The 12,668-nt window shown below is 65.7% G+C and carries 13 protein-coding genes; all 13 read right to left on the reverse strand.

The features are described 5' to 3' along the window. Window positions 1–238 precede the first annotated feature (238 nt). From ACQG1Y_RS24235 to ACQG1Y_RS24295, 13 genes are read right to left on the reverse strand one after another with little or no spacing between them, the layout of a single operon-like run. On the reverse strand, window positions 239–484 hold the full coding sequence (locus tag ACQG1Y_RS24235) for a DUF2274 domain-containing protein (protein WP_000108283.1): 246 nt from the start codon (window positions 482–484) through the stop codon (window positions 239–241). Next, complete coding sequence (locus ACQG1Y_RS24240) at window positions 481–1,761, reverse strand: TrbI/VirB10 family protein (protein WP_003092274.1); 1,281 nt, start codon at window positions 1,759–1,761, stop codon at window positions 481–483. The genes ACQG1Y_RS24235 and ACQG1Y_RS24240 overlap by 4 nt, the downstream gene beginning before the upstream one ends. Before the next feature lie 2 nt (window positions 1,762–1,763). Further along, window positions 1,764–2,756, reverse strand: coding sequence for a P-type conjugative transfer protein TrbG (gene trbG, locus ACQG1Y_RS24245; protein WP_000776560.1), 993 nt, complete (start codon window positions 2,754–2,756; stop codon window positions 1,764–1,766). Next, a complete protein-coding gene (gene trbF / locus ACQG1Y_RS24250) occupies window positions 2,753–3,457 on the reverse strand; it encodes a conjugal transfer protein TrbF (protein ID WP_001211312.1) in 705 nt (234 codons plus the stop codon). Before trbF ends, trbG begins: the two co-directional genes overlap by 4 nt. A gap of 18 nt (window positions 3,458–3,475) precedes the next feature. Continuing rightward, a complete protein-coding gene (trbL, locus tag ACQG1Y_RS24255; protein WP_001000746.1) occupies window positions 3,476–4,843 on the reverse strand; it encodes a P-type conjugative transfer protein TrbL in 1,368 nt (455 codons plus the stop codon). Then, entirely contained in the window at window positions 4,840–5,166 is a 327-nt protein-coding gene (locus ACQG1Y_RS24260; RefSeq protein WP_014603538.1) for a hypothetical protein, read from the reverse strand. The genes trbL and ACQG1Y_RS24260 overlap by 4 nt, the downstream gene beginning before the upstream one ends. Before the next feature lie 12 nt (window positions 5,167–5,178). Then, on the reverse strand, window positions 5,179–5,922 hold the full coding sequence (trbJ, locus tag ACQG1Y_RS24265; protein WP_003092277.1) for a P-type conjugative transfer protein TrbJ: 744 nt from the start codon (window positions 5,920–5,922) through the stop codon (window positions 5,179–5,181). Further along, window positions 5,919–8,369, reverse strand: a complete 2,451-nt coding sequence (trbE, locus tag ACQG1Y_RS24270) for a conjugal transfer protein TrbE (RefSeq protein WP_000933135.1) — start codon at window positions 8,367–8,369, stop codon at window positions 5,919–5,921. Before trbE ends, trbJ begins: the two co-directional genes overlap by 4 nt. 12 nt (window positions 8,370–8,381) lie before the next feature. Next, on the reverse strand, window positions 8,382–8,651 hold the full coding sequence (locus ACQG1Y_RS24275; RefSeq protein WP_003092280.1) for a VirB3 family type IV secretion system protein: 270 nt from the start codon (window positions 8,649–8,651) through the stop codon (window positions 8,382–8,384). Further along, the gene (locus ACQG1Y_RS24280; RefSeq protein WP_000150010.1) at window positions 8,648–9,034 is read right to left on the reverse strand and encodes a TrbC/VirB2 family protein; all 387 of its coding nucleotides are present in this window, start codon (window positions 9,032–9,034) and stop codon (window positions 8,648–8,650) included. Before ACQG1Y_RS24280 ends, ACQG1Y_RS24275 begins: the two co-directional genes overlap by 4 nt. Then, the gene (gene trbB, locus ACQG1Y_RS24285; RefSeq protein WP_023093367.1) at window positions 9,031–10,101 is read right to left on the reverse strand and encodes a P-type conjugative transfer ATPase TrbB; all 1,071 of its coding nucleotides are present in this window, start codon (window positions 10,099–10,101) and stop codon (window positions 9,031–9,033) included. The genes ACQG1Y_RS24280 and trbB overlap by 4 nt, the downstream gene beginning before the upstream one ends. Continuing rightward, window positions 10,098–10,574, reverse strand: coding sequence for a ribbon-helix-helix protein, CopG family (locus tag ACQG1Y_RS24290; RefSeq protein ID WP_000085131.1), 477 nt, complete (start codon window positions 10,572–10,574; stop codon window positions 10,098–10,100). The genes trbB and ACQG1Y_RS24290 overlap by 4 nt, the downstream gene beginning before the upstream one ends. After that, window positions 10,571–12,568 (reverse strand): conjugal transfer protein TraG, encoded by a 1,998-nt coding sequence (locus ACQG1Y_RS24295; protein WP_001163195.1) that lies wholly within the window; start codon window positions 12,566–12,568, stop codon window positions 10,571–10,573. The genes ACQG1Y_RS24290 and ACQG1Y_RS24295 overlap by 4 nt, the downstream gene beginning before the upstream one ends. Between the last annotated feature and the right edge of the window lie 100 nt (window positions 12,569–12,668).

Genomic DNA, 12,668 nt, shown 5'->3' on the forward strand with positions numbered 1-12,668 from the left:
ATGGGACAGTAGGTTAGCTCCTTTCGGGGCCGCTTAGAAGAAGAGCGGCGTTGTCGGCTAGGAGCGACATAGGAGCGTTGGGAGAGAAAGCCGCATCGCACTGTGTAGTGCTGGATTGCCGAGGAACGGCGGGCCTGTCGCATCATCATAGCCCAACAGGCTCGGCGGCATCCAGAATGAAGAACGCGCAGCCTGGGCTGCGCGTTCGATGGATGCCGTTGAATAGCATGCGGTGCAATCATGGCGGCTTCGGTGGTGTGCTGCGGGTCGCCGTGCCCTTCCTGAATCCTCGATCCCCCGCCATGAACGCTTCCAGCATATGCGGGATCAGCGTCGCCGCATCAACGGCCTCGCCATACGCCTGCGCGTGTAGCGCGGCGTAGCGGTCGAGGTCGACTTTCAAGCTGGTCGGGCAAACGAAAGTCAGCTTGGTGCTCTCGGTCTTCGGCAGCGGGCCGAGCCGCAGCTTCTTGGTCGTGCTCATCGTGAAGTCCCCCGGTTGAAGAACAGCGGCTGGTACGGCCGCAGCACCAGATCCCGGTTGACGATGATGCGAACCGGCAGGCCCGGCCGTTGCGTTAAGGTCGGCTGGATGTTGAGGTTGCGCCGGGTCATCTCCTGGCCGACCTGATTGATGCTGTCCTGCGCGCTGTCGCGCCCAGCGATGATGACGCGATCACCATCCTGCCGGTTCTCCGGCGCGGCCAGCTCGGCACCGACGCCCAGCAGCGTGGTGAGTGCCGCACCGGCAAAGATGCGGCCCCAGTGGTAGTCCACATCGTCCTCCAGCCCGGCATAGCCGGCTGGGTCGGTGCCGGCCAGGTTGTCGAGCGTGAGCGAAGACGTGTCCGGCAGGATGATCCGGTTCCAGACGACTTGAACGCGGCTCTGCCCGTAGCTGACCTGGCTGTTGTATTTGCCCAGGATGCGCGAACCCTGCGGAATCAGCAGGAAGCGCCCGGTGGCTGTGTCATAGACCGGCTCCGTCACCGTGGCGATCACGTCGCCGGGCAAGTCCGACTTGATGCCCGTCACCAAGGCACCTGCGACCACTGTTCCGGCCATAACCTGATACGGCGAAATTGGCAGAGTCAGATTGCCGGAATTACGGGTTTCAGTGGGGCCAGCTTTCATGAAAGCCTCTTTCTGGTCTTGCCGGTTTTGCACCGCTGTCGGGTCAGCAGGTTGGGCCGCCGTGGAGGCCGGCCCGGCCGCCAGCGGGTCAAACGCCGCATTGGCGGCGAAGCCCGGCGCAGCGGCCACCTGTGTCTGCGCTACCGGCGCCGCATTCTGCCCACCCGAGCGGAAGAACACGGACGAGGCCGCGGCCGCCTCGGCTTCTTTTCGCAGGGCATCGTTCGGGTCGTGACCGGGGGCCGCGTAGGCAGCCGTCGCCGGTTGCTGCGACTTCACGATAGCCGGGCCAAGATCGCCCGGCAGCGGTGGCCCTAGTTCGGGAACGGCAGGCAGCAACGCCGGCGGCAGCTTGGAATAGTCCGTCGGCAGCGCATCCAGTCCTTCCGACTTTGACACGCGATCGACGTTGTAAAGCTCGGTCTGCTCGCCTGTGCTGCGTCGATGAGGTTGCAGCGACCACATCAGCGCGCCGAGCACGGCGACCGCTAGGACGCCGGCAAGGATGGCCAGCGAGCGCCGGTTCAGGCGTGTGACTGGACGCGGCTGGGCGCGCAGCGCCACTGCCTCCGGCGCCACCTTGTCCGCCTGCGGCGCGGCAAGGTCGGGAGTGTCATCCTGGCTCATGGTCAGTTCCTCCGTGCAACACCATCGGTGCGCTCGATCCGCACCACGTCGCCGCCATCGCCGCCCAGCCGCAGTTCGGCCGCGCCGAACAGGCGATCCACGACGTAGTACGGCGAGCGAAAACGGTAGTTCACCAGTTGCCCGTCGCCCTGCGCGCCGATGACAAACAGCGGCGGCAGCTCGCCCTGGGCGATGCCCGGCGGGAACTGGATATAGACCTTCTCTCCATCATCGAAGGCGCGCAGAGGCTTCCACGGCGGGTTGCTGCCCGATACCGCGTAGCGGAAGCGGATCTTGTCCAGCGACAGGCCCGTATCGACAGGCGTTGTTGCCTGCGCTGCCTGCGCCTGGCGCTGCAACGCGAGCATTCGGTCTTTCGGATAGTCCCAGGACACCGACGCCATCCATGCCCTCTCGGTCGAGGTCAGCTCCAGCAGGTAGGTGCGCCGACTGGTGGTGATGACGAGATTGGTTTTCAGACCGGAGCGGATAGGCTTGACCAGCACATTGACGCGCAGATCGGCCCCGCCGCCGCTGGACGTGTCGCCCACGATCCAGCGCACGGTATCGCCGGCGGCGACCGTTACCAGTTCCTCGCCCGGTTGAAGCGAAACCACCGTCACGCGCCCCGGCGACGCATAGACCTGATAAAGCGCGCCATCGGTGAACGGCCACACCTGAATCGCGTTGACGTAGCCCTCACGGGTAGGCGCGATACGCGCTTCTGCATTGGCACGGGAAACGCGCACCTTTTCGTCGGCCGGCTCCGGCGCAACGGGGGCCTCATCGAGTTCCGGCAGGGGCTTCAACTGCGCCGGCAGCGCCAGCGGTTCAGGGACGGCGACGACTTCGACGGGCTTGGGCGGTTCGGGCAACGGCTGGGCCAGCACCGTCTCGTCGAGCGAGATGGATGGCGGCGGCTTCCCCTGCGAGGCGCAGCCCGCGAGGGCCAGCAGCGTCAAAGGAACAACGTAAAGGCGGAAACGAAGTTTCATGGTTTGGCTCCTTCGGAAGAATCCAGTTCGCGGCTCCATGACAGGCCGTTGACGTAGATACCCAATGGGTTCTTGAGCAGGCGCTGTTCAGTACGCGGGGTTTGCAGGACGGTCGAAAGCACGGCGTTCCAGCGTTCGGTGCCGGCGGGCGCACCGTTGACATAGCGCTGCTCTGTCCAGCGCACGTTGAAAGACGTGTCGCTCGCGCGAACCACGCTGGTGATTTGCACCGTTACCGATTCCTTGCCGATGCGGGCGAATGGGTCATTGGTGCGGGCGTAGTCGTTGAGCACCGCCGCGCCCTTGTCGGTGGTGTAGTCGTAGGCATCGAGCCAGTTCTGCCGCACCACGATGGGGTCGATGGACAGCGAGCGAACCAGCGTCACGAAGCGCGCCAGGTGGTGCGCGATCTGCGCGTCGCCGGGCCGGTACGGCGTGGCGGCCTCTCCCACGGCGCGCACCTGCCCGGCTTGATCGACCTCGATGACATAGGGCGTCACGATGGACTGCGCCGAGCGCCACACCAGGCCGCCGGCCATCAACAGCGCGAGCACTAGGCAGCCGAAGGCCATCAGGCGCCAATTCTTCGCCTGCACGCGGGCGGAGCCGATACGGTCGTCCCACACCTGGGCGGCGGCTTGATACGGGGTGGCAGGCTGCGGCGTATCGGCGTAGCGCACCTGCGGTCGTTTGAATCGCATGGGTGTTCTCCTTGAAGGTTAGGTATCGGAATCCCGCAGGCTCGGGCCTTGCCCGGAGCCGCCGCCGTCGCCGCCGCGCAGCGTGTGGGCGGCAGTGGTCGCGGCATGGGTAGCCTGCTGGCGGCGGTGCATCCGCTTGGCCCAGGCCGGTTGCTCTTGCTTCTGCGAGCCTGCGGTGCCGTCTGCGGTCTGGCCGGGGCCAGCACCGTCGCTGCCGGCTTCTGTGCCGTTCCAGCCAGCGCGGAAGGAGTCGGCCACCTTCTGCCCAACAGCGGAAGCACCAGAGGTGACGCTGCGGCCTGCGGCTTGTGCGCCAGTCTTGGCGACATTGCCGAGGCCAGCCGCCGCGCCCTTGGCACCGCCGCCGGCCGCAGCGGAACCGGCCTGGAACGCCGATCGGGCACTGCCGGCCGCCGAAGTCGCGGCACGCGCACCGGCACCGGCCAGCTTTGCGGCCGCCGGGGCCATTCGTGCCCCGGCCATGACGGCGCCGCCCACGCCCGTTACGGCGGCGCCGATGGCAACGCCGGTGCCGACAGCCCCGACCGCAGCACCAGCCATCGCGCCCGCACCAAGCTGTGGCGCACCGGACACCAGGCCGGTGGCGATACCGGGGCCGAAAATGCCCAGCGCCAGCAGCGCGAGCGAGGCCAGCATCACGACCAGCGCGTGGTCGATGGATGGTTCGTCGGGATGCACCTGGAACTCGGCGAACAGGCCTGAACCGATGCCGACGATGACGGCCAGCACCAAGACCTTGATGCCTGACGACACCACGTTGCCTAGCACCTTTTCCGCGAGGAACGAGGTCTTGTTCCAGAGTGCAAACGGGATCAAGACGAAGCCGGCGAGCGTAGTCAGTTTGAACTCGATCAGCGTGATGAAAAGCTGTACGGCCAGCACGAAGAAGCAGAGGATCACCACCAGCCAGGCGATGAACAGAACCACGATAGGGTCGATGTTCACGAACACCTCGGGGAACCCAGCCATGTCCCCGATCTGTTCCAGAATCGGCGCGGCTGCGTCGATGCCGGTCTTCGCCAGCCGGCCCGGCTGAAGGAAGTTCTCCATCGTGATGGCCGAGCCGGTAGCGGTAATTCCCAAGCCGGCGAACGAGCGGAACACGATGCTCGCCAGCCAGTTGAAGTTGCCGATGATGTAGGCGAACGCGCCGACACAGAGCACCTTGCGCAGCAGCTTGGCGATCACGTCGTCGCCCTGGCCGGTGGCGTGGCTCATGGCCCAATACAGGCCAGCGATCGTCATGTCGATGACGATGAGCGTGGCGGTGAGAAATGCCACTTCGCCCTGCAATAAGCCGAAGCCCGAGTCGATGTAGCGCGAGAACGTATCGAGGAAACGGTCGATGATGGTCACGTCGTTCATGGCGAATCCTCGGGCGGAGTGAGCGGAACGGCGCCCTCTGGCAATTCATCTGCGGGCGTATCGAAGCTCGGCGGAATCGGCGGGAGTTCAGCCAGCGAGTTGTATTCATCCGGCCCGGTATGGCCGGCGAAGAAGCGCCGCCGGAAGGCTTCAGCGGCGGCGCGGCAGGCATCCTCGCCCACGGCCTGCCGGTCGGCCGCGCATTGCCCGCGCAACGCCTTGAGCCGCACCGGATCTGCGGCCAGGGCGTCGGCCAGGTTCTCGGCCGGCTGCTGGCCGCACGCGGTCAGCAGCACGGCCATCAGGACGGAAGCGCATCGCATGGCCGCCTCCGGTCAGTTGTTATAGAAGTTGACGGACTGCGGCGTGTACGGCGTGCCGGTGCCCAGAAAGCGCCGCCGCACTTCGCGGGCGCGCTCCATAGCCGCCGCTTGCCGCGCCAGTTCCAGTGAAGCGGCCCGGTCTTGCGTGATCTGGAGCTGCTGCGCCTGGATCGACTGCTTGGCCTGCAAAGCCAGGAGCTGGTTCGTCGCCTGCATCGCTTGCAGCGCGCCGGTGGCCGACTGGCTCTGGCTCACGAGATCGGCCAGCGCGCTTTCGTCTTGGGCGAGGTTCTGCGACACCTGCGCCTGCATCCGCATCGCGGTGTGCAAGCCGTTCAAGGTGTTCTGCCAGCGTTCGCGGGCGTCCTGTGCCATGCGGTCGCCGCTGATGGTGGCGGCGTACTGTTCCGGGTACAGGCGGGCGAACGTGGCATCCATGCTCTGCACGTCGTAGGCCAAGCCGCGCGCCTCGGCGATCAGGCGCTCGGTGGTGGCGAGCGTCGAGCGCAGGCGGTTGACGATGTTGAAGTCGAGATTTGCCAGGTTCCTGGCCTGGTTCATCAACATCTGCGCCTCGTTCTGAAGCTGGTTGATCTGGTTGTTGATCTGTTCCAGCGTGCGCACGGCGGTCAGCGTGTTCTGCACGAAGTTGGACGGGTCGAACACCGTCAGCGCGGATGCGGGCTGCACGGCCAGCAGCGATACCGACAGCACGGCAGCGAGTGAGACAGAGAGCAAACGGGGCTTGGTCTTCATGGTGAAACCTCCAGCGGTTGAGAAGCGAGAAAGGAAGCTGCCGCCGGAGCGGACGGCAGCAGGTCGGCGGCCCAGCCGAGGCCGCGATGGCGCAGCCACGCGCCGGCGAAGCCGGGAGCGCCGGCCTGCGTCAGCACGCGGTCAATATCGCGTTGGTCTTGAGGGGTGGATGCGCCCGCGAATGCGAGCGCGACAGGCCCCAGGTCGAGGTCGAACAGGCGATTGCCGAGGCGCGACTGGTAGTAGTAATCGCGCTTGGGCTGTGCGGTCGCCACGATCTCAATCTGGCGGCTGTTCAAGCCGAAGCCTTCGTAGATCGTGCGAATCTGCGGCTCGGTGGCCTGCGGGTTAGGTAAGAAGATCCTGCTCGCGCAGCTTTCGATGATGGCTGGCGCGATGGTCGAGTCCTTGATGTCGGCCAGCGACTGCGTGGCAAAGATGACGCTGACGTTCTTTTTTCTGAGCGTCTTGAGCCATTGCCGGATGCGGGCCGCGAAGGACGGCTCATCGAGGAACAGCCACGCTTCATCGAGGATCAGCAGCGTGGGCGCGCCGTCAAAACGTTCGTCGAAGCGGGCGAACAGGTAGCGCAGCACTGCTTGCACGGCGGCGGGGCTGTGCATCAGTTCTTCCATCTCAAAGCCCTGCACGTCGGCCATGCCCAGCCGGTCGTGGTCAGCGTCCAGCAGCTTGCCGTGGGCGCCGCCCAACACATAGGGCGCGAGCGCTTGGCGCAGCGCGTTGGACTGCAATAACACCGACAAGCCGGTCATGGTGCGCTGCTCCACTGGCGCACCGGCAAGGCTTCGCAGCGCCGACCAAATGGCAGCCTTCTCGTCCGGGCCGACCGTCACGCCTTCGTGCAGCAGCCGGCCCTCCACCCATTCGGCGGCCCAGGTGCGGTAGCCCTCGTGGGCTATTCGCGCGAGTGGCTGGAAGGCGATGCCGCCATCGGCACCGAGGTCGTAGTGCTCACCGCCAAGGCCGAGGATGGTGGCGCGCATCGAGCGCCCCATGTCGAAGGCGAAGATCCGCGAGCCGAAGTAGCGCCGGAACTGCATGGCCAATATGGCGAGCAGCACCGACTTGCCCATGCCGGTCGGCCCGGCGACAAGGGTGTGCCCCACGTCGCCGATGTGCGTCACCAGCCGGAACGGCGTCGCGCCATCGGTGCGGGTGACGATCAGCGGCGGGCCATCGAGGTGTTCGTTCTTCTCCGGCCCAGCCCATACCGCTGACATCGGCATCATGTGCGCCAGGTTCAGCGTCGAAACGATGGGCTGACGCACGTTCGCGTATGCGTTGCCGGGGACGGACGACAGCCAGGCATCGACTGCGTTGAGGGTTTCGGGGATGGTCACGAAACCCCGGCCCTGGATGACGCGCTCCACCATGCGCAGCTTCTCGTCGGCCACGGCCGGGTCGGCGTCGAGCACCGTCACCGTGGCGGTGAGGTAGCCGAAGGCGACTTGATCGCTGCCCAGCTCCTGCAAGGCGGCATCGGCGTCGGCGGCCTTGTTGCTGGCATCGGTATCGACCAGCGGGCTTTCCTGCTGAAAGATCGTTTCGCGCAGCAGCGCGATGACGTTCTTGCGCTTGGCGAACCATTGGCGCCGCAAGCGCCCCAATTCCCGTTCCGCCTCGGCTTTGTCCAGGCACAGGAAGCGCGTACTCCAGCGATACGCAAAGCCCAGGCGGTTGAGGTCGTCCAAGATCCCCGGCCAGGTCGAGGTCGGGAAGCCTCGTACCGACACCACGCGCAGGTGCTGATCGCCCAGCATGGGCGCCAGGCCGCCGACCAGCGCGGCATCGGCCAGCAGTGCGTCGATATGGAACGGCACGTCGGGCACGCCGACGCGATAGCGCCGCGTGGAGACTGTGGCATGCAGGTAGGTCAGCGTCTGGCTATCGTCCAGCCAGGCAATCTCCGGCATCACACCATCGAGCAGGTCGAACACGCGATCGGTCTCTGCCACGAAGGAATCAAGCCGACCACGCCAGTCCACACCCTCAGTGGGCCGGTTCTCGTACAGCATCCCAGCCGCACGGGCGCGAGACTCTTGCGGCGGTAGGTGTTGCAACGTGAAGTGATAGACGCTCTCGAAATGGCCATCCGACTCCTCGAACGCCGCGCGTCGCTCCTCATCCACCAGCCAGGACAGTGGTTCGGGAAAGGAGGATTGCGGATAGCTCGATGCCCGCATCCGCTCGGCCTCGATATAGAAGGCCCAGCCAGACCCGGTACGGCGAAGCGCGTTGTTCTGCCGCGCCGACGTGGCAATCAGCTCGCCCTGTGTCGCACTGTCCAAGTCGGGGCCGCGAAACTGGAACGTGCGTTGAAACGAACCATCTTTGTTCAGCACAACGCCCGGCGCGACCAGCCCGGCCCAGGGCAGCCAGTCGGCAAGCAAGGCCGGGCGCTGACGATATTCGGCAAGGTTCAGCATGGCGTCCTCCCCTCACACGTCCAGAAGCGGGCGGTGTTTGATATGCCGCGCGAAGACCTGCATGAACTGCGGATCGACGCGCGCACCCCATACGGCCAGCGAGTGGCCGACGATCCAGAGCACCACGCCGGGAATCCACAGTTGCAGGCCCAGCCCGACGGCGGCGGCTAGCGTGCCGTTGGCAATCGCCACGGTGCGCGGCGCACCGCCCAGCAGGATCGGCTCGGTCAGCGAGCGATGCAGCGGCACTTCAAAGCCCGGAAGATCGGTGGCCTTACTCATACGACGGCCCCTCCGGAGAAGCTGAAGAACGACAGGAAGAACGAGGACGCGGCGAACGCGATGGACAGGCCGAACACGATCTGGATCAGCTTGCGAAAGCCGCCGCTGGTATCACCGAACGCCAGCGCAAGCCCCGTCGAGATGATGATGATCACCGCCACGATCCGGGCGACTGGCCCTTGGATGGATTCGAGGATGGAGGTCAGCGGCCCTTCCCACGGCATCGAGGAACCGGCGGCCTGCGCCGTGCCCGCCAGCAACAGCATCAGCGCGGCCAGCAGCAGCCCTTGCCCTGCGGGACGGGCCAGGTGGCGCAGCCGCGCCATGCTGGACAGGCGAGAAATAGGATTTACGGAAAGACGGAAAGCATCAACGTGCGTCATGGCAGTTCTCCAGGTTGGTCAGGGGTCGAGGAAGGCGCAGCGGCAGCGGCTGCAAGAGGAACCGGCGGCAGCTCGGGAAACGGCGTTTCCAGCGCATCTGTCAGGCGATAGCCCGCACCGTCGAAGCCGACGACACGGGAGATGGTTTCGACGTGACGTTTGCGGCCACGGCCTGCGATGTGAATCACCACGTTGACCGCCTCGGCGATCAGGGCGCGGGGCGGATTCACTGCCACTTCGAGGATCAGTTGCTCCAGACGCAGCAGTGCGCCCAAGGCGGAGCCGGCATGGATGGTGGCAATGCCGCCGGGGTGGCCGGTGCCCCAGACCTTCACCAAGTCCAGGGCTTCGCCGCCACGCACTTCGCCGACGATCACGCGGTCAGGCCGCAGGCGCATCGTGGCCCGCACCAGCTCGGTCATTGTGACGACGCCGGCGCGGGTGCGCAGCGGCACATGGTCGCGGGCCGCGCATTGCAGCTCGATGGTGTCTTCGAGCACCAGCACGCGGTCGCCTGTGGCGGCGATCTCGGCCAGCAGCGCGTTCGCCAGCGTGGTCTTGCCGGTGCTGGTGCCGCCGGCGATCAGGATGTTCTGCCGCTCGCGCACGGCGCGGCGCAGGAACTCGGCCTGCCCGGCGGTCAGGATGCCGTCGGCCACGTAGCGATCCAGGCCGATGATGCTCACGGCCCGCTTGCGTAGCGCGAAGGCTGGCCCCGGGGCGGCCGGAGGCAGGATGCCCTCGAAACGCTCGCCGGTTTCCGGCAACTCGGCGGTCAAGAGCGGCTGGCCGCGATGCACCTCCGCGCCGACATGCGCGGCGACCAGGCGGATGATGCGTTCACCATCGGCCTCGGGCATCTCCACGCCCAGCGGCGAGCGACCCGACGACAGCCGATCCACCCACAGGGTGCGATCGGGGTTGAGCATGATTTCCACAACATCCGGATCTTCGAGCGCAGCGGCGATCAGCGGCCCCATCGCCGTGCGCAGCATCTGGATGCGGCGATCCTGGGACGCCGCGGCGGATGAGCGAGATTCAGGCGGAATCTGCGGAACGGCACTCATGACGCACGCTCTGCAGCTCGCTCATCGGCGGACGCCATCGCTGCTGCGTCATCCATCCGCATCGGATCGGGGTGCAGTTCCTCCACCACGTCGCGCACCAGACTGCGGCCACGCAGCAGGTGGCGACCCAACTGCTCGACGAACTGCTCGAAGCGCGCTTTGCCCTGGGCGCGGGCCGCGTCCTTGTGGGCTTCTGGCACCGGCGTGCTGATGGTCAAGAAATAGCGGATGAACAGCGCCAGCGTTTCGATCTGGATGTTCTGGTCGCGCTCCATGCGTTCGGTCTGCCGCGACAGTCGATCCAGCCGCTTGGCAATGGCGGCCTCACGCTGGTCGCCCGCATCGGGTGACAGCCAGGACGCCAAGGCCGCTGCGACGATGGAGGACTTGGACACGCCTTTCTTGGCGGCAAGTTCATCCAGGCGCTTGGCGTGCTCGGGCTGGATGAAAAGATTGAGGCGGTATTGGCTCATAGGTCGATTCCGTCGTTGGGGTCGAGAGAAGCCAGCCGGGCCGTGCGCTGCATGGCCGGGTCGAGCTGGCCGGGAAGCGGGAGCGCCAGGTCGTCGTCATCGAGCAGCTCCAGGTCGTTCGCACACGCGTCCAACTCGGGCTCGTAGGCGACGGTTTCGGAGAGTTCGAGCTGGCGGCGCGGGCCGCCGTCATCGGTGCCGCCCGGACCATCGGCGGATACCGAGGTCGGCGCCGTAGGTACGGCCGGGATCGCCAAGCCGCTCCAGTCGTCGGGGCGGGCTGGCGGCGCGTCGGCGTACCTCCCGACTGCGAGCACGGGCGGTGGCAGGACGCGATCCTTGAAATTGGCGTCGACGTAGTAACGCAGCTTCTTCGCGCGGATCGGGGCAACGCTGGACACCATGACTACGGCGTCCTCAGGTGGAAGCTGCATCACCTCGCCGGGCGTCAGCAGCGGACGTGCAGTTTCCTGACGCGACACCATCAGGTGCCCCAGCCACGGAGCGAGGCGGTGGCCCGCGTAGTTGCGCTGCGCGCGAAGCTCGGTGGCGGTGCCGAGGGTTTCGGAAATCCTTTTCGCCGTCCTTTCGTCGTTGGTGGCGAAAGTCACCCGGACATGGCAGTTGTCGAGGATGGAATGGTTCTGCCCATACGCCTTGTCGATCTGGTTCAGGCTTTGAGCGATGAGAAAGCTGCGGATGCCGTAGCCGGCCATGAAGGCAAGCGCGGACTCGAAAAAATCGAGGCGACCCAGCGCCGGAAACTCGTCCAGCATCAGCAGCAGCTTGTGCCGGCGCGCGATGCCATCGCTGCCGTCGAGCGATTCGGTCAGCCGCCGCCCGATCTGGTTCAAGATGAGCCGGATCAGCGGCTTGGTGCGGCTTATGTCGGAGGGCGGCACCACCAGATAGAGCGATACCGGGTGCTCGGCGGAAATCAGGTCGGCGATGCGCCAATCGCAGCGCGATGTGACTTCGGCCACGGTCGGGTCGCGGTACAGGCCGAGAAACGACATGGCGGTGGAGAGCACGCCCGATCGCTCGTTGTCCGACTTGTTGAGCACTTCGCGGGCAGCGGATGCGACAACCGGGTGAGGCGCATCGCCCAGGTGCTTCGTCGTCATCATCCGGTGCAGCGTCAGCTCGAACGGACACGCCGGGTCGCTGAGGAAGTTGGCGACGCCGCGCAGCGTCTTGTCCTCGCCTGCGTACAGAACATGCAAGATTGCACCGACCAGTAGCGCGTGGCTGGTCTTCTCCCAATGATTGCGCTTCTCTAACGCACCTTCAGGGTCAACCAGAATGTCGGCGATGTTCTGCACGTCGCGCACTTCATGTGCGCCGCGCCGGACTTCAAGCAGCGGGTTGTAGGCGGCCGACTGCCTATCGGTGGGGTTGAAAAGCAGGCAGTGCGAAAAGCGCGAACGCCAGCCCGCCGTGATCTTCCAGTTCTCTCCCTTAATGTCGTGAATGACGGCGGACGCCGGCCACGAAAGCAACGTAGGCACCACCAAGCCCACGCCCTTGCCCGAGCGCGTGGGTGCGAAGCTCAGGACATGTTCCGGCCCCTCATGTCGGAGGTATTGGTCGTCGTGTTGGCCGAGGAAGACGCCCGCCGGGAGGGTCAGTCCAGCTTTGCGGATGTCGACGGCATCGGCCCAGCGTGCCGAACCATAAGTCGTAACCAGCCGCGACTGCCGAGAACGCCATACCGACATGGCGATGGCGACGAGTAAAGCGAACAAACCGCTACCACCCGCAATCGCACCGCCTGTGTCGAAGACGTGCGGCGCGTAGGCATCAAAGAAGAACCACCATTCGAACAAGCGCCACGGGTGATAAACCGGTACACCTAGAAGATCGAACCAGGGCGATCCGAGGCGTACTTGATAGCCAAGGGTCGCTGCTGTCCATTGTGTGGCGCCCCAGACGCCGGCGATCACGATGCCGATTACCACAGCGATCTGGCCGAACAGAACGTTCGTCCCTTGCATGACCTGTCCTCCGATTTCTCCTGCGCTGGTGTCTCATTGAAAGCGTTGCACAGGGGGTGTCGCAGGCGTCAGGATCGGTTCTGGGCTAGTGCCGGTCAAA

Origin of the sequence: Enterobacter cloacae complex sp. 397G4, from assembly GCF_050031515.1 — a bacterium.
GTDB classification, from domain to species: domain Bacteria; phylum Pseudomonadota; class Gammaproteobacteria; order Enterobacterales; family Enterobacteriaceae; genus Enterobacter; species Enterobacter hormaechei_C.